A 20,368-nucleotide genomic window follows, 5' to 3' on the forward strand; every position below is an offset into this window, starting at 1 on the left:
AGCCCGCGAGGTGCGCGCCGAGGGCATCACCGCCTCCTTCGAGCTGGACGAGAACTCCCGCTGGCGGCTGCTGAACGGCCTCGACGACATCAGCATCACCCTGCGACATGAACCGGCCATCACCGCATACGAGACGCGGCGCCCGGCCTTCAAGCCGAACACCGTTCCGCCGGACCTGTCCGTCACCCACTGAAAGTTCGGCCGTACCAGGGGGCGTCCGACCGTATTCGAAGGACGTTCATGGGACGGGGCACGCAGTTCACCGAGCGCCTAGCCTCCTGTGCGGGCGCCCTCACGACACTGCTGCAACGAACCAAGAAGGTACAGCCATGCCCCTGCCGACCAAAGTCGTCACCGTCATCGCCAAGGATCTCCCCACGGGCGTCGCCCTGAACACCGCGGCGCTGCTGGGGATCAGTCTCGGCCGTCACGTTCCCGACCTGGTCGGCGGGGAGAGCCGGGACGCGACGGGACACGTCCGCCCCGGCATGAGCACACATGCCGTGCCCGTCCTGAAGGCCACCACCGAGCAGCTGCGCACCCTGCACGAACAGGCGAGCCGGCAGGCGGAGTTGGTGGTCGTCGACATGAACCACGTGGCCCAGGAGTCCCGCACGTACGAGGCGTTCCTGGACTCCCTCAGCGGCACCAAGCCGGAGGACATCCGTTACCTGGGGTTGATGCTGTTCGGCCCTCGGCAGGACGTGGACTCCCTCACGGGGCGGCTGAGCCTCTACCGCTGAAGCTCACCGCCGCCACCACTCAGAGGAGCCCCATGACCACCGACGCCGAGTCCCCTTCCGTCCACATACCCTCCGCCGCCCCGCGCAGGACGTCCGCCGTCCTGTTTCTGACGGTGCTCGCCGTGTGCACCGCGGTGACCGCATCGACCATCTATCTCGCCGCCCCGCTCCTGAACCAGATAGCCCGCTCCTACCATGTGTCCCCGTCCACCGCCGGGTGGATCGTGTCGGTCGCGCAGTTCGGCTACGCGGCGGGCCTCATCCTCTTCGTACCGCTCGGGGACAGCCTCTCCCGCCGACGCATGATCGCCGTCTTGTCGCTGACCTCCGGCGTCGCGCTCGCCGTGGCCGGAGTCTCGCCTGACCTGCGCCTGCTGGCCTGCGCGGTGCTCGTCGCCAGTGCCACCACCACGGTGCCCCAGCTGCTCGTCCCGCTGGTGTCCGAGCGGGCGCCCGCCGAACGGCGCGGACAGTACGTCGCCGCCCTGATCTGCGGCATGTTCACCGGCTGGGTGGCGGTCCGGGTCCTCGGCGGGCTCGCGGGACAGGCGTACGGCTGGCGCGCCGTCTATGTGACGGCGGGCGTGCTCACCGTTCTCGTCGGGCTCGCCGCGTACGCGGTGCTGCCGACCGAGACGCGCGCCCGCAAGAAGCCCCGTCCACTGGCCGCGATCGCCGATGTGGCGCGGGTGCTCGGCTCCTCGGCCGCCCTGCGCCGGGCCTGTCTGAGCCAGGGCGCGATGTACGGGGTGTGGTCGGCGCTGTGGACCACCATGGCCCTGCTCCTCACGGGGAGCACCTACCACTGGTCGACGGCGTCGGCGGGCCTGTTCGGCCTGTTCGGCCTCGCGGCCAGCGCGGTCGCCCCGGTCTCGGGCCGCCTCGTCGACCGGTTCGGCGCCCGGAAGGTCGCCGAGTACTCCCTGGTCGTCGTGGCGCTGTCGGTGCCGTTCTTCTGGTTCGGCAACCGCGGCATCGCCGCGCTGTGCGTGGCCGGTGTGCTGATCCACGCGGGTCTCGTGGCAGGGCACGTGGCCAACCAGACGCGCGCGCTCACCGCGACCGACACTCCGTCCACCGCCAACACCGCTTATGTCGTCGCGGTGTTCGGCGGCGGCGCCACCGCGTCGGCCGTCGCCCCCGTCGTCTACGGGGCCTGGCACTGGCACGGCGTGTGCGGCCTGGCGGTCGCCTGTCTCGCGCTGGGCGCCGCCGTGCCGGCGATCGAGCGCCGCTCCGCGGCCTGACTCCCCCGCACCCCACCACCCCGGCATTCCACATACTGAGACGCACGGATCACATGGCGGCTCAAGTCCCCTCGGACGATTGACGGTTCATTCGCTTCCACGCGAGCCCGGGGGCACCTTGCCGAATACCTGCGAGCTCTTTCGACGAATTTCCCGCAGGAAGTTTTCGGCCGCCCCCGGCGCCCTTCAGGCTGGGTTACGGTCCTGATCGAACACAGGCAAGCGGCCCGCACAGCCATCCTGTTTCCTGCCACCTGACCATGGGAGAAACATGCCGTCCTCTGCGGCGCGACGCATATCCGTATTCGACACGACCTTGCGCGACGGCGAGCAGGCCCCGGGCAATGCCATGACTCCCGAGCAGAAGCTCGAAATGGCCTTGCGTATCGAGCAGTTGGGGGCCGACCGGATCGAGGCCGGTTTCCCGGCCGCCTCGCCGCGGGACTTCGAGGCCACCCGGCTCATCTCGAAGAATCTGAAGCATGCTCAGTTCGTCACCTTCTGCCGGGCCGTACGCGCCGACGTGGCGGCCGCGGTGGACGCCGGCGGCACCGAGCGCCACCAGGTCGAGACCGTCACCGTCGGCAGCGACATCCACCTGGAGCACAAGCGGGGAATCACCCGCGCGGAGGCGATCACGGAGATCGTCGATGTCGTCAACTTCGCCAAGTCCTACGGGGTCGAAGAGGTCGCGGTGGCGATCGAGGACGCCACCCGCGGCGCCGACGACCACCTGCGCAACATCACCGAGGCCGTGCTCGAGGCCGGCGCCAGCTGCATCGTCGTCCCCGACACCGTGGGCGCCATGGTGCCCGGGGAGTACGGCGAACTCATCGCCAAGTTCCGCGCGTGGGCGCCGGACATCCGCCTGTCCACGCACTGCCACGACGACTTCGGCCTGTCCCTGGCCAACGCCCTGGCGGGCATGGAGGCCGGCGCCGACGAGATCCAGGTGACACTCGGCGGCATCGGCGAGCGGGCCGGCAACACCTCGCTGGAGCAGCTCGCCGCGACGCTCGCCTACAAGCAGGACTTCTACGGCGCGTACACGGACATCGACCTGGCCGGCATGTACGGGGCCTACACCGCGCTGCGCGAGATCATCAAGCTGGAGCAGCCGCGCAACAAGCCGATCGTCGGCACCTACGCCTTCGGCACGGCCGCCGGCATCCACCAGCAGGGACTGCTGCGCAACGCGGAGACGTACGAGTACGTCGAACCGGCCCGGTTCGGCCGCGAGACGGAGATCCTCATCGGCCGGCACTCCGGCCGCGCCGTGCTGCGCCACCTCCTCGACGACCTCGGGATCGTGCCCACCGACGAGCAGTTGGAGGAGCTCTACCGGGTGCACATCATCGACCGGCCCGGCAGCGACTGCGAGGACCTGTCGGTGGTGCGCGAGCGGCTCGACACAGAGCTCGCCTCCTGGCCGCGCGAGGCCCGGTGAGCACCGTGTCCCCGCACCCTTCCCTCGCCCGTCGCACCGCAGAAGAGCTGGTGCGCAGCTACTACGAGCGGGTCGATGCCGACGACGTGGACGGCATCCTCGCCCTCTTCTCCCCCGACGCCGTCTACCGCCGCCCCGGCTACGAGCCGATGAACGGACGCGGCGAGCTGGAGTCCTTCTACCGCAGCGAGCGGATCATCGAGCGCGGTACCCACACCGTCACGACCGTGACCGAGCAGCTGCCCCGGGTGGCAGTTTCCGGCGAGTTCACGGGACTGTTGAAGAATGGCCGCCAAGTGACCCTGGAATTCGCCGATTTCTTCACCCTCGGCCCCGACGACCTGTTCATTCGGCGGGACACGTATTTCTACGCTCCCTTGGTGTGAGTGAGGAAATAGTGGCTGGCAACGCCAAGACCATGGGGACGTCGGTGACCAGTCGGGCGCTGGCCATTCTGGGCGCGTTCGACGCGGTGCACAGTGGCCTTTCGCTCTCCGAACTGTCCCGGAGGGCGGGCCTTCCGCTGGCGACCGCCCATCGACTGACCGGAGAACTCGAAAGCTGGGGCGCACTCAGCCGCGGTACCGACGGCCGCTACCGCATCGGGCTGCGCCTGTGGGAACTGGGCGCACTCCACACGGCCCGGATCGAACTGAGGGAAGCCGCCCTGCCGGTCCTGCTGTCCCTGTCCGAGGCGACCCGCGGCGAGGTCGAGCTGATCGTCGAGGACGGCGGCGACTCCGTGTGCGTCGAGTCCCTGGGGGCACGCGGCGACAGCGCGCACTCCGCGGGACGGCGCAGGCTGCGCCGTCCTCTGGACGAGTCGGCCGGCGGTCTCGCGCTCCTCGCCCACCGGGGTGCCGACGGCGAGACGGTGCGGCCCTGGCTGCTGCAGTACCGCAAGTACGGCTGTGTCATCCACGCCGATGACGCGCGCCCCGACCGGACCACGATCGCGGTGCCGGTGGTCGACGACGACCTCTCGGCAGTCGCCGCGCTCACCCTGACCCTGCCGGAGACGACGGCTGTCGGACATGGCCGACAGCTGCTCATCCCCGCCACGTCCGCCATCCAACGCGCGCTCTCGCGCGCCAAGGCCGTCGCCGCCTGACCCGGCCGCGACCCGGGCGCCCGGCACACCCCAGGCCGGGCGCCTTCCCATGCCCGCACGCACCTCGTCCCAGTGGGGAACCGTGACCAAACAAATCGTCGTCGTCGGCGCAGGCGCCGCCGCCGTGAGCGTCTTCAGCCATCTCGCGACCCTGCCCACCGTGTCCCGCGTGACGTTCGTGTCCCCGGGCACGGTGGGGCTCGGCACCGCGTTCGGCACCACCGATCCGGCGCTGCTGTGCAACACGTCCGTGGACGTCACGTCGCTGCGCGCCGAAGGCCCCTCCGACCTGCTGTCCTATCTCGCCTCCCGCGGGCACCCCGCGCACCGGGACGAGTTCGTCCCGCGGTACCTCGTCGGCCAGTACTGCCGCGAGCGCTTTCTGCGGCTCGCCCGCGAGGCCCGCCGCCGCGGCGTACGCGTCGCCCACATCCGGGACCGTGCCGTCGGCGTCCGCCGCACGGACGGCGGCCAGTACCGGGTGGAGCTGGCCGACGGCGGTGCGGTGACCGGCACCGACGTCGTGTTCAGCGCCGGGGTCGACACCCCGTACCTGCCGCCGCTGGTGCGTGCGTACGCCGACGATCCCCGCCTCACCCCGTCCCCGCACCCCGCCCACCGGCTGCACCGGATCCCCGAGGACGCCCGGGTGCTGTTGCTGGGCACCAAGCAGTCGGCGATCGACGCGGCCCTCGTGCTGTGCGGCCGCGGGCACCGCGAGGTCGTCATGACGTCCCCGTCGGGCGCCCTGCCCGCCGTGCGCAACCGCCTGCGCCGCCCGGCAGCCCCGCGGCTGAGCGCCCGGACCTGGCCGCGGCCGGGACAGGGTGACGCCGCCTTCGACCGGGCGGTCACCCGGCTCATGGTGTCCGCCGTACGGGCCGTGGCCCCGGGCGAGCCGGTGCGTCCCGCCCTGGCCCGTGGGCACGCCGAGACGCTGCTGCGCGAGGAGCTCGACCGGGCCGTGCGGGCCGGCGTGCCGTGGGAGGACGTCATGTCCGAACTCATCGACACGCTGAACGCGTCCGTGCCGCACTGGTCGGCGCAGGACCGCGCCCGGATCCTGCCCCGCTACCGGCCCCTGATGTCCCGCTACATCTCGGCGATCCCCGTGCGCAACGCCGAACTGCTCGCCGGGCACCTGCGGACGGGCCGGCTCGCGGTCGCCCCGCGCACGCCGACCGCCGTGACGCCGCACGCCGACGGCTGGCGGGTGACCCGGCCGGACGGCACGGCCGAGGAGTTCGACCACGTGGTGTGCGCCACCGGCTACCGGGTCGGGCCCCTGAGCGTCGACGGCGACGGCGGGCTGCGGATCGGCGAGGGCGGCACGGGCCCCGCGCCCGAGCTCCTGGACGACCTGCGGCTGCGGCTCCGCCCCGGGCAGGACGCCGAGCGCGTCTGGGTCGTCGGAGCGGGCGCCGCGAGCCGCTACCCCATCGTCAACTACCTGCGTGCCGCGGCGCAGCACGCCGCCGTCGTGGCCGAGCAGCTCGCCCACCCCGACGGCTCGGCACCCCACCCCCTCGTGGAAAGGACCGCCCTGTGATCGCTCTCGTCAACCCTGTCTCCAGCGGGGCCCAGCTCGCCGACGCCCTGCTGGAGGAGGGGGCCTCTTTCGTCGAGGTGTACACCCGCGAGCACACCCCCGCGGCCCCGCTGCGCCCCCGTAAAGCCCTGACGCACCACGAACTCGACGCAACGGCGCATGAGTTGAAGGCCCTCGGTGTCACGGCGGTGGTCGCGGGCAGCGAGTTCGGGGTGACGCTCGCCGACGAGATCGCCGAGCGGCTCGGCCTCGCGCACCACCGGCACGAGCTGCGCGCGGCCCGCCGCGACAAGTACCGGATGGCGCTCGCGCTGGCGGACGCGGGCCTGCCGCACGCCCGCACGGCCGCCGTGCACAGCGCGGACGAACTCGGCAGCGTCCTGGCCGAGTGGGACGGCTACCCCGTCGTGGTGAAGCCGTTCAGCAGCGCGGGCGGCGACGGCTGCCGGATCTGCCCGGACGCGGCGGCGGCCCGCGCCGCCTTCGACGCCGTCGTCGGACGGCGCAACCTGATGGGCGAGATCAACGAGGGCGTGCTCGTCCAGGAGTTCCTGGAAGGCGCGCAGTACATCGTGAACACCGTCGGCGCCGGAGGTCGTCACCTGGTGGCCGAGGTGTACGCGGAGCGCATCGACCGACTGGACGGCGAGCCCGTGCTGCGGCACATCATCACCCGCACCGCCCTGGACGAGGCGGAGCAGGAACTCGTCGACTACGTGCGGCGCTGCCTGGACGCACTCGGTGTGCGCGAGGGCCCGGCGCACACCGAGGTCATGCTCACCGCCCGCGGACCACGTCTGGTGGAGGTCAACTCCCGCCTCATGGGCCCCCACCTGTCCGCGGACGCCTACCACGCCGCGTACGGCTACAGCAGCGCGCACCTCGTCGCCGAACGGCTGCTGCGCCCGGCCGACTTCGCGCACCGCTTCGACCTGCCCTACGGTCCCGTCGGCTCCCTCGCCAAGGTGTATCTGCGCGCTCATCGCAGCGGCACCCTCGCGGCCCTCGACGGGCTGCGGCTGATGCGCCGGCTGCCCGGGTTCCACAGCGTGGTCCGGCTGCCGGTGCCCGGTGACACCATCAGCCACGAGCATCTGACCACCGGCGGCTGCGGCATCGCCTTCTTCGTGCACGAGGACCAGGAACTGCTGGAACACAGTCTGGGCATCCTGCACGACCTGGAGGACTCCGGTGCCCTGTACCGCGTCACGGAGACGGGGGCGTGAGGGTGCCGGCGCTGTGCATCGTGGCCTCGGTGCTGCTGCAGGCCACGGTGTACGGCATGGTGTCGGGCCGGCTCTCGGCGGCCGACAGTCTCGCCCTGTCCTGTGCCGGGTTCGGCGCGGCGGCCCTCGTGTTCAACGTGGTGCTCCTGCTGCGCCGACGGGTCGACCGGGGCCAGGACCGGTCTGCCCGGCCGCCCTGGCGGGCGGGTTCGCTGATCCTCGTGAACGTCCTCACGGCCGTCACCTTCCTCAGCTTCTACGTGGCGCTGAGCTGGGTGCCGTCCGCGCTGGCGACCGGGGTCGAGACCGCGGTCGGCCCCCTCGTCATGGCGTTTCTGGGCCTCACCCGCCTCGGCTCCCGACCCGGCCGACGCGCCTGGGCGGGCGCCCTCCTCCTGGCGCTGACCGGGCTCGCCGTCGCCCTCAGCTTCAACGACAGCGTCGACCTGGGGCGGGGCCGGGCCCTCGCCGGACTCGGTCTGGTGCTGCTCGCGGGGATCGGCGCCGCGCTGCTCGCCCTGGTGTCGGCCCGCCTGGGCCGCCAGGGGGTCGACGCGGTGCGCGTCACGGCGCACCGCTTCCATCTGACGTACGTGTGCGGGGCGTTGCTGCTGCTCGGCACTGCCGCCGACGGGCAGCGGCCGACGTGGGAGGCACCGGAGCTGATCGTGACCGGCGTGCTCGCGGTGACCGTGCCCCTGTTCCTGCTCCAGGCCGGTCTGCAGCGGACCGATCCGATGGTGAGCATGGTCCTCCTCACCTGCCTGCCCGGCGCCACGTACCTTGCGGAGGCCTCCTTCCACGGCGGTTTCCGGCCGCTGACCCTGGCACTGATCTGCGCACTGGTCGTGGTCGCGGCCTGGTCCGCGCGCGGCGGCCGCCGGCCGGTGGCGCCGCGCGCGGTCCGGGAGCCGGCCGAGGTGGCGGCACGGTCCCGGTGACCGTGGCGCGTCAGCCGTCCAGCACCGCGAGGACCGCCGCGCCGGTCTGCTCGCAGCGCAGCAGGTCCTTGCGGGCGACATCGATCCACGTCTGGCGGACCGTGCGCGCGCCGTGCGGGAAGATCCCGCCCTCGGAGTCCGCCGACCGGATGTGCTCGACGTCGCCGGGCCAGTCGGCCACGCGCGTGTGGTGCGCGGCGACCAGGTGCCGGGTCCATGTCTCGTACGCCGCCGCCATCTGTTCCGCGCCCGCCACCGCCTCCCGCTCGTCGTCGCTCACCGGGCGCAGCGCGGCGACGGCGTGCTCGCGCACCTGAGTCACCAAGGTGTCGACCACGCCCTCCGGATCGTCGTCGAGCGCCGCGAGGACCTCGACCCCCGGCAGCCGGTCCCCGGGCACGCCGAACTGCCCCAGTGCCTGCCGGTGGCTGGTCACCAGGGGCGTACGGGTGTCGGGTTCGGCGTCCAGGAGCAGCAGCCGGGGCGGCAGGCCCGGTTCGGTGCCGCGCACCTGCGCGGCCACCGCGAAGGCGAGCGGCGCGGAGGCGCAGTACGCGGCCACCGCGGCGACCCGGGGCCCCGCGCCGTCGAGGAGCGCCCGCGCGTAGGCGTCGCCGCGCGTGTGCCGGGGCAGCGGCCCGTCCAGCAGGTTCCGTACGACGGCCCGTTCAGTGGGCAGCCGCAGCTCGGCGAAGCGCGCCTCGGCCCGGTAGCCCGGGTAGTCGAGCACCAGCAGGGTGGGCGGCTGGGGTCGGTTCATCGCTGTGCGTCCCTTCGGTCGGGGCCGGTCGGGCGTGCCGCCACCACGGCGCGCAGCTGACCGGCCATGAGTGCCTCGGAGGTGTCGAGCAGCCGCCCCAGCGTCTCCAACTGCCGTACGGCGAGGCGGGCCTGCGGTGCCGCGCCGTCCGGGGCGGGAGTGGCCGGGGGTGCGGGAGGCGCGGCCTGAGCGGGCCGCGCGGCCGGGTCCGGGACCGTGAAGCGCTCACCCTGGAAGGGCCGTCCCGGCAGGGAGACGCGCCGCCCCGCCGTCACGCGTGTCCAGTCGAAGCGGATGCCGTGCCGGTACAGCGCGCCCACGGCCTCGGCGGCGCTCCCGCGGCCGGAGGACCATCCCGTGCCGGGAAGCGCGGCGCGGCTCAGCCGGGTCAGCACGTCGCCGGGGCCCAGCTCGACGAAGTCCGTGTGCCCCAGCGCGTGCACGGCCGCGAGGGTGTCGGCGTAGCGCACGGGCCGCCGCGCCTGGCGCACCAGATGGTCCGCGTCGACGACGGTGCCGACGGGCAGGACACGACCGGCGGCGCTGTCGCCGCACTGCGTGTGCGAGGGGGTGTACCGGATCCGGGCTGCTGCCTCCCGCAGCCCGGGCAGCACCGCGTCCAGGCACGCCGAGTGGAACGCCCGGTCCACCGCCAGCTCACGGCACGCAAGGCCTCGTTCGGTGAGCCGGGCGGACACCTCGTTGATCAGGTGTGCCGGTCCGGACAGGACGTGGGAGCGGGGGCCGTTGGCCGCGGCGATGTCCACCCCGCCGTCCGCCGCGGCCTCGGCCACGGTCGTCGCGTCCGCCGCGACCGCCAGCATGCGCCCCTCGCACCGGGCGTCGGCCATGATCCGGCCCCGTTCCGCCGCGAACCGGATGCCGTCCTCGACCGGGAAGGCACCGGCCACGCACAGCGCGGCCAGTTCACCGAGGCTGTGCCCGAGTACGGCGGCGGGCTCGATCCCGTACGACCGCCAGAGCGCCGCCTGCGCCACCTGCACGGCGAACAGCGCCGGTTGGACGTCCGGCGCCGACTCCACGGCGGCCGGGGCGAGGAGGAGGTCGCGGACACCGGGGTGCCCGTCCGCGCGCAGGGACTCCTCGCAGGCGTCGACCACGTCCCGTACGGCAGGGTGTTCGTGGTACCAGCCGAGGGCCGCTCCGGCCACGGGCACCCCCTGGCCGCAGAAGGCGAAGGCGGGCTCCGTCGCTTCACGCGCGGGGTGCGCGGCGGCGGATCCGTCGAGGAACTCGTCGAGGCTGTCGGCCAGTTCATGGGCGTCGGTCCCGTGCACCACGGTGCGCAGCGGCAGGTGCGCGCGTCCCGTGGCGAGGCTCGTCGCGACGTCGTGGGCCGGGAGTGCCGGGTGGGCGCGCAGATGGTCGCGCAGGGCGCGGGCGTAGCGGTGCAGCGCGTCGGCGGAGTGCGCGCTGAGCGGCAGGACCGCGGGCCGCGGGGCCGCTTCGGTCCTCGGTCGCGGCGGGGGTTCCTCCAGGACGAGGTGGGCGTTGGTGCCGCCGAAGCCGAGGGCGCTGATGCCCGCCCGCAGCGGGGTGTCGCCCTCGGCCTGCCATGGGCCGGCCGCCGTGACGAGTCGGAACGGGCTCTGTGTCCACGGCAGTTCGGGGTCCGGCGCGGTGTGCCCGACGGTCGGTACCAGCGTGCGGTGGCGGAGCATCAGCACCGTCTTGACCAGGCCCGCCATCCCCGCGCAGGTGTCCAGATGGCCCACGGAGGGTTTCACGGAGCCGATTCCGCAGCGCCCGGTCTCCCCGTCCGTTCGCCGGTAGCCGCGGGCCAGCGCCGTGAATTCGACCCGGTCGCCCAGTTCGGTGCCCGTCCCGTGTGCCTCGACGTAGCCGACCGACGCGGGCTCGACCCCGGCCCGGTCGAGCGCCGCCCGCACCGCGTCGACGTGTCCGCGCACGCCGGGCGCGGTGAAGCCCGCCTTGGCGTCGCCGTCGTTGTTGACCGCGGAGCCGAGCAGGACGGCGTGGATGTCGTCGCCGTCCGCGAGGGCCCGGTCGAGCCGTTTCAGCAGCACCGCGGCGACTCCGCTGCCGCCGACGGTGCCGTCGGACGCGGCGTCGAAGGCCCGGCACACACCGCTCGGCGACAGGATGAACCCGGGTTCGCTCCGGTCTCCGCCCTCCTGCGGCAGGCGGACGGCCGCCGCCCCGGCGAGCGCCAGGTCGTTCTCGCCGGTCAGCAGCGACTGTGCGGCCAGGTGCACCGCGACGAGCGACGTCGAGCACGCGGTCTGCACGCTCACGGCGGCGCCGGTGAGTCCGAGCCGGTACGCCACCCGGCTGGCCAGGAAGTCCTGCTGGGAGCCGATCAGCCCCTGCATGCGGGCCGCGGCTCCCCCGTCCTCCGTCCCGGCCGCCGCAGCCGCGCCGCGCCGCGCGTGGTACGGCGGCTGCGGACCGTACAGGTTCATCCCGGAGCCCGCGTAGACACCGACCCGGCGGGCCGCCTCGCGGTCGGCGTACCCGCCGTGCTCGAGGGCGTTCTGGCAGACCTCCAGGAAGATCCGGTGCGCGGGGTCGGTCTGCTCGGCCTCCCGGCCGCCGATGCCGAAGAACGCCGCGTCGAACCGGTCGACGTCGTCGAGCACCCCGGCCGCGTGCCCGGCCTCCGGCCCGAGGGTGCGCACGGCGCAGACCCCGTCCCGCAGATTGCGCCAGTACGTGTCCAGGTCCGGGGCGCCGGGGAACCGGACGGCCATGCCGATCACCGCGACGCGCCGCTCGCCGCCGGGCGGGGCGGCGGCCGGGGCGGGCGCGGGGACGGGGTCCGCCGGCCCGGCGGACAGGTGTGCGGCCAGCGCGGACACGCTGGCGTGGTCGAAGAGCGTGCTGTCGGGCAGGTCACGGCCGAGCTGCCGTTGCAGGGCGAGGCGTATCCGCGTCAGGCCGAAGGAGCTGAGCCCCAGGTCGAAGAAGGACGTGTCCGGGTCGGCGGGGCCCGCCAGCATGTCCTCGACGGCCGTACGCACCAGCGCGCGCCACTCCCCCGCGGTGCGCGGCGCCATCAGGACTCCTCCGTTCGCAGCCGCCGCGCCAGCGCACGGACAGTGGGGGCGCGGAAGAAGTCCGCGACCAGGACGCGCTGCCCGTGCTCGGCCCTGATCCGCTCCAACAGCCGTACCGCGGAGAGGGAGTTGCCGCCGAGGTCGAAGAAGGAGAGGTCGAGGTCGAGTCGGTCCGCGTCGTCCCGGCCGAGCTCCACGGCCCACAGCTTGCGCAGCGCCCCGTGCAGGTGCGCGTCCGGGTCGCCGGACGTGGTCGCGTCGGCGGAGGGCACGGCGGGCGCGGCGCCGTCGCGCAGGGCGAGCAGCGCGTCCCGGTCGAGCTTGCCGTGCACGGTGTACGGGAGCCGCTCCAGCCGGGTCCAGGACTGCGGGACCAGGTAGCCGGGGACCGTCGCGGCCAGCTCCTGCCGCAGGGCGGGCAGCGGGTCGACGGTGTCGGGTGCCGTCTCCAGGGCGACGTAGGCGGCGAGTTCGGTCTCGCCCGACCGGTCCGGACGGGCGAGCACGGCCGCCTCCCTGACGCCCGGCAGCGCGGCGAGCAGACACTGCACTTCGTCGGGTTCCACGCGGTGACCGCGGATCTTCACCTGGTCGTCGATCCGCCCGAGGCAGTCGAGCAGCCCGTCCGGGCGCAGCCGCACCAGGTCGCCGGTGCGGTAGAACGGCCCGGGCAGTTCACCGACCGGATCCGCGACGAACCGCTCCCGCGTCAGTTCCGGCCGGTCGAAGTAGCCGAGCGCCACCTGGGCTCCGCCGACCAGGAGTTCACCGCGTGCCCCGACGGGGGCCGGGCGGTCCGCGTCGTCCACGACGCGTACCAGGACGTTGTCGACGGGGCGGCCGATCGGCGCGTGCGTCGTCGTGTCGTCGAGCGTGACCCGGTGCGCCACGACCACGACGGAGGACTCGGTGGGGCCGTAGTGGTTGTGCAGTTCGAGGTCCGGGCGTGCGGTGGCCAGCGCCCGCAGTTCAGGGGTGAGCACGAGCGGCTCCCCGCCGATCAGCAGCTGCCGCAGCGAGGGGACTTCGGTGAGGTGGGGCGCGAGGTGCCGCAGGGGTGTGTACGGGATGCTGAGCCGCTCGACCTCGTGGTGGCGCAGTTCCTCGGCGACGGCCGCCGGGTCGTAGCGCGTCTCGTCGTCGAGGGTGATCAGCGCGGCGCCGGAGGCCAGCGTCGCGAAGATCTCCTGCACGCTGACGTCGAACCCCGGCGAGGCCCACTGCGCCGTGCGCAGCGCGCCCAGGGTCCGCAGCTGCCAGCGGATCAGGTTGGCCGGTCCGCGGTGCAGCACGACAACGGCCTTGGGCTGCCCGCTCGTTCCGGAGGTGTAGATGTGGTACGCGGCCGTCTCCGGGTCGCGGGGCCGGTCGGGCGGCGTCGTCGGCAGTTCGGTGCCGACGTCGTCGACGAGCTGGACGGGGCAGGGCAGTTCGCCGCCCGCGCCCTCCTCGTCGGTGACCACGAGCGCGACCCGGCTGTCCGTCAGGACGAAGTGGCGTCGCCGGTCGGGCTGGGCGCGGTCCACGGGCACGTACGCGGCGCCGCACTTGAGCACGGCCAGGACCGCGGTGACGAAACGGGTGCCGCGGGGCAGCAGCACGCCCACCCGGTCCCCCGCGGCCACTCCCCGCTCGACCAGTCGGTGTGCGAGCCGGTTCGCTGCGGCGTCGAGCTCGCCGTAGGCGATCCGGTCACCGGCTCCGGCCACCGCCACCGCGTCCGGAGTCGACCGCGCCTGCTCCTCGAAGAGTTGATGCAGGCAGGCGGGTGTGTCCTCGGTCGGCTCGCCGTGGGCCACGGCCCAGTCCGCCCGGTCCCCGGTGGTCAGGGCGGGCAGTGCGGACAGCCGCTGCCCGGGCGCCTCGACGGCGTGGCGCAGCAGGTGCTCGACGTACTCGACGAGGCGTCGCACGGTGGACTCGTCGAAGAGGCGGGTGTCGTACTCGACGGCGCAGCGCAGGCCGTCGGCGCGGTCGGACAGGTACCAGGACAGGTCGAACGGCGCCTGCCGCCGGGCCACGTCGAGCGTCCGCGCGGTCAGCCCTGTGCCGGCGAAGTCGGGACGGCTCGCCGTGTCGTCCCCCTCGTACTCCACCATCACCTGGAACAGCGGGTGCACGCCGGGCTCCCGGTCGGGGGCGAGGGCGTCGACGACCTGGTCGAAGGGGGCGTCGAGGTGCTCGACGGCGCCGCTCGTGCGGTCCCGCGCGCGCCGCACGACGTCCGCGAAGCACGGGTCGCCGGACAGGTCGAGGCGGAGGGCGACGCTCTCCACGAACATGCCGATGACGTTCGCGGCGTCGGCCGGGCGGCGACTGACGGCCGTGCCGATGACGACGTCGTCCTGGTGCGCGAACCGGCCGAGCACCGCACCGACGGCCGCGAGCAGCGAGCTGAACACGGTGCAGCCCGCCGCACGGCTGAACTGCCGTATACGGGCTGCGAGTTCGGCGTCCAGGTCGTACGTGAACGCCTCGCCGGCGGCCGGGACCGCCTCCGTACGGGGACGGTCGAGCGGCAGCGCCAGCACGGGAGCGTCGGCCAACTCGCGCCGCCAGAAGGCCAGCGCCCGCTCGGCGTCGCCCGGTTCCGGCTCGTGCGGTTGCCACGAAGGTGCCGCCCCGAGGCCGTCCGGCTCCCCCGGCCAGGCCCGGTAGAACGCGGCGACGTCCGCGAGGAACACCGGCGTGGACAGCGCGTCGAAGACGATGTGGTGGGCGACGAGGTACAGCAGATGCCGGTCCGGTGCGATCCGGCCGAGCCAGGCCCGGAGCAACGGGCCCTCTCTCAGGTCGATGTCCGAGGCGTCCGCGAGATCGCGCAGCCGCTCCAGGGCGGTGGCGTCGTCCAGGCCCGTCACGTTCACGACCGGGCAGTCGAGGCGGACGGAGTCGAGCGTGATCTGCCGCAGGTCGCCGTCGGCCTCGTCGTCCCTGAAGACGGTGCGCAGCTGCGGGTGCCGGTCCACGGTGCGCCGCAGCGCCACCCGCAGCGCGTCCTCGTCGAGGGCGCCCTCCAGGAGGAGCGCCTTGGGTTCGTGGTAGGTGTGCCGACCGTCCTGCATCTGCTCCAGGAGCCACATCCTGCGTTGCAGGGCCGTGGCGGGCACGGAGCGCGGCGGTGTCTTCCGCAGCTTCGGGGCGTGCGGCGCGGGAGCCGCGTCCGTCTTACCGTCGGCCGGGCGCCGGGCGCCGCGTCTGCGCACCTCGTCGAGGTACGGCAGCGCGTCGAGCATCTTGCGCGGGTCGACACCGAAGTCGATGAAGCACCCCACTTCGTCCACCCCGGCGTCGGCGAGGGTGTCGAGCACCGGCGCGACGCTCGACGGGTCGCCGATGAGGGCGCGTTCGCGGCGGTAGCTCTCGTAGGCCCGGTCGAGGACGAACGTGAGGTCGTCCTCGGGGGTCGCGGCCAGGTCGACGTCGATCCCGAGGCTGTTGGCCATGGTGTCGAACAGTTGCAGCGAGGAGCGCAGATAGCGGCGGAAGGGCTCCCGCGCCTCGGCGACGGCGCGCTCGGCGTCGTCGGTGACGTAGCTGTGCACGAGTACGGTGACCCGGCCCGCCGCCGGGTCGAGGCCGTGTGCCGCCCGGGTCCGCCGGTAGCGGGCGATGTTGTCCCGCAGGTCGTCGATGCTCTGCACCATGAGGTTGGTGACCACGTCGAGCCCGGCGGCCGCGGCCCGCTCGAAGCTCTCCGGGTTGGCGAGGACCGCCACGGCCAGGGGCGGTTCCTGCTGTACGGGCCGGGGATGCAGCGTCACGTCGAGCTGCTCGCCGGTACCGGAGCGTACGGACACGGGGCGGCCCGACCACCACTGCCGGAACACGTCCAAGTGCTCGTAGAGGACGTCGCGCTGGCGGCCGTAGTGCTCCGGCGCGAGGACGAAGTCGCGGGCGTGCCAGCCCGACGCGAAGCCGAGGCCGACGCGTCCGCCGGACAGGTTGTCCACGACGGACCACTCCTCGGCGACCCGCAGCGGGTGGTGCAGCGGCAGCACGACCGATCCGGCGTGCAGCCGCACCCGTGAGGTGCGTGCCGCCAGGGCCGCGGCGAGGACCGAGGGGTTGGGGAACAGGCCGCCGAAGGAGTCGAAGTGGCGCTCGGGGATCCACACGGCGTGGAAGTCGTGCTCGTCGGCGAAGACGGCCGCGTCGAGCAGGTGACCGTAGTCGACGGCGGCGTCCCGGGCCGGATAGTCGCCGAAGAAGTACAGGCTGAAGTCCGGTCCGTCAGCGGCTTGTTGGATGCCGGGTGACGGTACGGGGGTGGGTGCGGCGGCGGGCGAGGCGACAGGTGCGGCGGGCGCGACCGGGATCGGGGCCGGCGCCGGGGCCGCGGCCGTGGCCGGAGTGACAGCGCTCTCCAGCGCCCGCAGCTGGTCTGCGGCGAGCCGGGCGAAGGTGTCCAGCATGTTCTCGGTGAACCGGAGCTGACCGTTGATCACGTCGAGCACGGAGCCGGGGTCCGCCGCGTCCGGAACCCGTGGCTGGGGCGCCACCGCCGGCGGCGTCACCATCGGCGGTGTCACCGTCTGCGGTGCCACCGTCTGCGGTGCCACCGGCGGTGGTCCCGCCACCCGGTCCGCCAACTTGTCCGGGGTCTCGGCCCCTTCGAAGAGCTCACGCACCGGAACCCGCACGCCCCACCTGGCCTCCACCTCGCGGGCCAGAGCCATCAGGGTGAGCGAGTCGGCGCCCGACTCCACGAACGTCCGCCCCGGGTCGATGTGCCCGCCGGGTACGCCGATCCGCTCGGCAACCAGATCGAGCACGTCCTGCCGCTGAGCCGTCACCGCGCACGCCCTCCCTCGACCTGACCGCTTCCGGTGCGGCCGCTTCCGGCACGGCGCCAGAACGCGCCGAGTCCGTCGATGTCCTCGATCGGATCGTCGACCCCGTGCTGTGCGCGCCAGTCGTGCACGGCCTCCCGGCAGACCGGGATGTGGTAGTCGTCGACGATGACGAAGCCGCCGGGCGACAGCTTCGGGTACAGGTGGACGAGGGTCTCCATGGTCGACTCGTAGAGGTCGCTGTCCAGGCGCAGCACCGCGAGCCGGTCGATGGGCGCGGTGGGCAGCGTGTCCTTGAACCAGCCGGGCAGGAACTCCACCTGTCCGTCGAGCAGGCCGTAGCGCTCGAAGTTCCCGCGGACCGTGTTCAGGTCCGTGGCCAGGAAGGCGTTGTAGCGGTCCGTGGCGAGTTCACGGTCACCGTCGTGCCCCGCCTCGTCGGCGGGCGGCATCCCCTGGAACGAGTCCGCGACCCACACCCGCCGGTCCTCGACGCCGTGGGCCTTGAGGACCGCGCGCATGAAGATGCAGGTGCCGCCCCGCCACACACCGGTCTCGATGAAGTCGCCCGGCACCGCGTCGCGCAGCACCGTCTCCACGCAGTGCTGGACGTTCTCCAGGCGGCGCGCGCCCACCATGGTGTGCGCCGCGCTCGGCCAGTCCACGCCGAGTCTGCGGTTGAGCTCGTCGTACTCCTTCGCCGGGGCCCAGCTCGCCGGGATCGGAGCGTCCTCGTAGATCGTGTTGGTCAGGACCCGCTTCATCAGGTCCAGGTACAGCTGCGCGGTCTCGGGCACGGAAACCTTCCGGTCAGGGCACCAGTGGCCCTCGACCATAAGGAGGCTTCGCCCCGGCGCCGCGGCCGTCTTCCGGCGAGCGGAAGCCCCGGTCCCGCCGCCCCCGTTCCGTGCCATGGTCACCGGGGCCGGGCGCACGGACCTGGAGGAGCCGCAGCGAAGGAGACGCCGCATGCCCACGCCGCGCGTGGTCGAACTGATCGCACACCAGGCCCGGCAGGCCCCGCACGCGCCGGCCTGCGTGACACCCGGGGAGAGCCTCGACCACGGCGGGCTCGACCGCTGGGCGTCGGCGCTCGCCCACGACCTCGTACGCCTGGGAGTGCGTCCTGGAGACGTGGTCCTCGTCCAACTGCCGCGCGGTACGGCGCTGGCGGCCGCCGTCCTCGGTGTCATGCGGGCCCGGGGCGTGCTCTGCGTGGTCGACCCCGGCTACCCGCAAGAACGCGTACGGCACATGTGGCGCACCGCCGGGGCACGGGTGGCCCTCGTCGACCGCACGGCCCAAGTGCCCTCATCGACCGGTGTGTCGACGCTGCACGACCCCGAGGCGTCCCGCGCGCGAGCCGTGCCGACATCGGCCACCCTCGCGCCGCCCGCGCCGGACGACCTGGCGTACGCGGTCTTCACCTCGGGGTCGACCGGCGGCCCCAAGGCGGTCGCCGTACCGCACCGTTCCCTGGACAACCTGATCGGCTGGACCCTGGCCGCCACGTCCGGCGCACCGCTGCGCACCCTGCAGTTCGCGCCCCTCGGCTTCGACGTCTTCCTTCAGGAGGCCTTCACGGCCTGGTGCTCCGGCGGCTGTCTGTACCTGCCCGCCGACACGGAACGCGGCGACCTCCAGAGCCTGCTCGGCCGGCTCGCCGAGTGGCGGATCCAGCGCCTGTTCGTGTCCCCGGTGGCGCTGACCCGGCTCGCGGACCTCGCGCACACGCTCGGCCCCTTCCCTGCCGAGCTGCGCGAAGTGGCGGCCGCGGGCGAGGCGTTGCGGATCACGCCGGGGATCCGCGAGCTCTTCGCGGCGCTGCCGGAGGCGCGGCTGCACAACCATTACGGTCCGGCCGAGACCCATGTGGCCCTCGCGTACACCCTGACGGGACCGCCCGCGCTCTGGCCCGACCTTCCGCCCATCGGTCACCCGTTGCCCGGCACGACCGCCCACCTCCGCCCGGCCGGACCGGACGACGGGGCAACCGAGCTGTGGCTGTCCGGCGTGGGTCTCGCGGACGGCTACCTCGGCGACCCGGCCCGCACGGCCGAGCGCTTCACCGGCCTCGACACGGAGCGGGGGACGGTCCGCGCCTACCGCACGGGCGACCTGGTGCGGAGCGGGCCCGGCGGCGTTTTCGACTACGTGGGCCGTGTCGACGACCAGGTCAAGATCCGCGGATACCGGGTCGAGCCCGGCGAGGTCGAGGCCGCGCTGGCGGGCCACCCGGCGGTCCGGGAGTGCGCGGTGACCGCCTGGCAGCCGTCGCCCGACGCCGAGCGGCACCTGGTGGCCCACGTGGTGCCACACCCCGGTCGGCCACTGGAGACCGCCGCGCTGCGCACCCACCTCGCGGCCCTCCTGCCCGACCACATGGTGCCCCGGCACGTCCTGCGCGCCACCGCTCTGCCCGTCTCCCCCAACGGCAAGATCGACCGCCGGAGTCTGCCCACGCCCCCGACCGCGACCGCAGTGGCCGATCCGGGCGACACCTCACCAGAGGCCACGGTCCGCCGCATCTGGAGCGACCTGCTCGGCGCCGAAGTCCCCGACACCGCACAGGACTTCAGGGACCTGGGCGGCACCTCGCTCTCGGCGGCCGTCGTGGTCACCCGCCTCCATCACCGTTTCGGCGTCCGGATCGATCTGCGCGAGTTCCTCCGCACACCCACGGTGGACGCTCTGTGCACGCTCATCCAGGAACGGACCCAGCGGTGAGGCCGACCGCACCCGCCTCCGCCTGGCTGCGCGCCTTCCACCCGCCCGCCCCGACCACGGCGAACGGCGAGCGCCGCCGGAGACTGATCTGCTTCCCGTACGCGGGCGGGTCCGCGGGCTTCTACTTTCCGCTGTCGGCGGCCCTCGCTCCGGCCGTCGACGTCCAGGCCGTGCAGTGTCCGGGCCGTCAGGACCGTATCGACGAGCCACCGGTCGAGAACCTGACCGTCCTCGCCGCCGAGATCGCCCGGCGTGTGGTGGCACTCGACGGCCCCGCGCCCGTCCTGTTCGGCCACAGCATGGGCGCGCTGCTCGCCTACGAGACGGCCTGCCGCATGGAGTCCGCGCACGGGGTCACGGCGGCGCGGCTGATCGTCTCGGGCATGACGCCGCCCGGCGACACGCGGCCCCCGCGGCTCGGCGACGACGACGAAGTGCTCGCCGAACTCGCCCGCGAGCGCGACATCGATCCCGCCCTGCTGCACGGCCCCGAACTGCGCACACTCGTCCTGCCCGCCCTGCGCGGCGACCACCGGGCCCTGCGCGCCTACCGCCCGAGCGCGAACTCCGCGGTGTCCTGCCCGATCACCGCGTTCACCGGCACGGACGACCCTCTCGTCGCCCCGGAAACCGCCACCGGCTGGTCCCGGCACACCCGGCGTGCCTTCCGGCTCCGGGTCTTCCCCGGCGGCCACTTCTACCTCGACGGCTTCCCGCCACCGGTCACCGCGGCCGTGAAGGCGGAGACGTTCCTGGCCTGAGGGCCCCGACCGCGCGAGAGGACCG

General features: G+C 73.5%; 14 protein-coding genes and 1 pseudogene. 11 read left to right on the top strand and 4 right to left on the bottom strand.

What is annotated here, in order from left to right; translation table 11 throughout:
- The 9 genes and pseudogenes from ACY34M_RS38290 to ACY34M_RS38330 form a co-directional block, all read left to right on the top strand.
- Positions 1-193: pseudogene (locus ACY34M_RS38290) on the top strand (hypothetical protein); the annotation flags it as partial.
- A 136-nt stretch (positions 194-329) separates the two neighbouring features.
- Positions 330-743, top strand: a complete 414-nt coding sequence (locus tag ACY34M_RS38295; RefSeq protein WP_462723071.1) for a DUF2000 domain-containing protein — start codon at positions 330-332, stop codon at positions 741-743.
- A gap of 32 nt (positions 744-775) precedes the next feature.
- Positions 776-1,990, top strand: a complete 1,215-nt coding sequence (locus ACY34M_RS38300) for an MFS transporter (RefSeq protein WP_462723070.1) — start codon at positions 776-778, stop codon at positions 1,988-1,990.
- A 271-nt stretch (positions 1,991-2,261) separates the two neighbouring features.
- Positions 2,262-3,437: a LeuA family protein gene (locus ACY34M_RS38305; protein ID WP_462723069.1), complete on the top strand. Its 1,176-nt coding sequence runs from the start codon at positions 2,262-2,264 to the stop codon at positions 3,435-3,437.
- A gap of 5 nt (positions 3,438-3,442) precedes the next feature.
- Positions 3,443-3,823: a nuclear transport factor 2 family protein gene (locus ACY34M_RS38310; RefSeq protein ID WP_462723068.1), complete on the top strand. Its 381-nt coding sequence runs from the start codon at positions 3,443-3,445 to the stop codon at positions 3,821-3,823.
- Positions 3,820-4,548 carry an IclR family transcriptional regulator gene (locus tag ACY34M_RS38315; protein WP_462723067.1) on the top strand — a complete coding sequence of 243 codons (729 nt, stop codon included), beginning with the start codon at positions 3,820-3,822 and terminating at the stop codon, positions 4,546-4,548. Before ACY34M_RS38310 ends, ACY34M_RS38315 begins: the two co-directional genes overlap by 4 nt.
- Before the next feature lie 82 nt (positions 4,549-4,630).
- Positions 4,631-6,097, top strand: a complete 1,467-nt coding sequence (locus ACY34M_RS38320; RefSeq protein ID WP_462723066.1) for an FAD/NAD(P)-binding protein — start codon at positions 4,631-4,633, stop codon at positions 6,095-6,097.
- Positions 6,094-7,323 carry an ATP-grasp domain-containing protein gene (locus ACY34M_RS38325; RefSeq protein WP_462723065.1) on the top strand — a complete coding sequence of 410 codons (1,230 nt, stop codon included), beginning with the start codon at positions 6,094-6,096 and terminating at the stop codon, positions 7,321-7,323. The genes ACY34M_RS38320 and ACY34M_RS38325 overlap by 4 nt, the downstream gene beginning before the upstream one ends.
- Positions 7,320-8,264, top strand: coding sequence for an EamA family transporter (locus ACY34M_RS38330; protein WP_462723064.1), 945 nt, complete (start codon positions 7,320-7,322; stop codon positions 8,262-8,264). Before ACY34M_RS38325 ends, ACY34M_RS38330 begins: the two co-directional genes overlap by 4 nt.
- 10 nt (positions 8,265-8,274) lie before the next feature.
- Here the strand turns inward: ACY34M_RS38330 and ACY34M_RS38335 are convergent, their stop codons facing one another.
- The 4 genes from ACY34M_RS38335 to ACY34M_RS38350 are packed head-to-tail and all read right to left on the bottom strand — an operon-like array spanning position 8,275 to position 17,652.
- The gene (locus tag ACY34M_RS38335) at positions 8,275-9,024 is read right to left on the bottom strand and encodes a hypothetical protein (protein ID WP_462723063.1); all 750 of its coding nucleotides are present in this window, start codon (positions 9,022-9,024) and stop codon (positions 8,275-8,277) included.
- Positions 9,021-12,062, bottom strand: a complete 3,042-nt coding sequence (locus ACY34M_RS38340; protein ID WP_462723062.1) for a type I polyketide synthase — start codon at positions 12,060-12,062, stop codon at positions 9,021-9,023. The genes ACY34M_RS38335 and ACY34M_RS38340 overlap by 4 nt, the downstream gene beginning before the upstream one ends.
- On the bottom strand, positions 12,062-16,858 hold the full coding sequence (locus ACY34M_RS38345) for a MupA/Atu3671 family FMN-dependent luciferase-like monooxygenase (RefSeq protein ID WP_462723061.1): 4,797 nt from the start codon (positions 16,856-16,858) through the stop codon (positions 12,062-12,064). The genes ACY34M_RS38340 and ACY34M_RS38345 overlap by 1 nt, the downstream gene beginning before the upstream one ends.
- Positions 16,855-17,652, bottom strand: coding sequence for a TylF/MycF family methyltransferase (locus ACY34M_RS38350; protein WP_462723060.1), 798 nt, complete (start codon positions 17,650-17,652; stop codon positions 16,855-16,857). Before ACY34M_RS38350 ends, ACY34M_RS38345 begins: the two co-directional genes overlap by 4 nt.
- A 172-nt stretch (positions 17,653-17,824) precedes the next feature.
- On the opposite strand from ACY34M_RS38350, the gene ACY34M_RS38355 reads away from it, so the two are divergent.
- A complete protein-coding gene (locus ACY34M_RS38355) occupies positions 17,825-19,582 on the top strand; it encodes a non-ribosomal peptide synthetase (RefSeq protein WP_462723059.1) in 1,758 nt (585 codons plus the stop codon).
- Positions 19,579-20,343, top strand: coding sequence for a thioesterase II family protein (locus ACY34M_RS38360; RefSeq protein WP_462723058.1), 765 nt, complete (start codon positions 19,579-19,581; stop codon positions 20,341-20,343). Before ACY34M_RS38355 ends, ACY34M_RS38360 begins: the two co-directional genes overlap by 4 nt.
- Positions 20,344-20,368 lie beyond the last annotated feature (25 nt).

This window comes from Streptomyces sp. EDA2-14 (assembly GCF_054963755.1).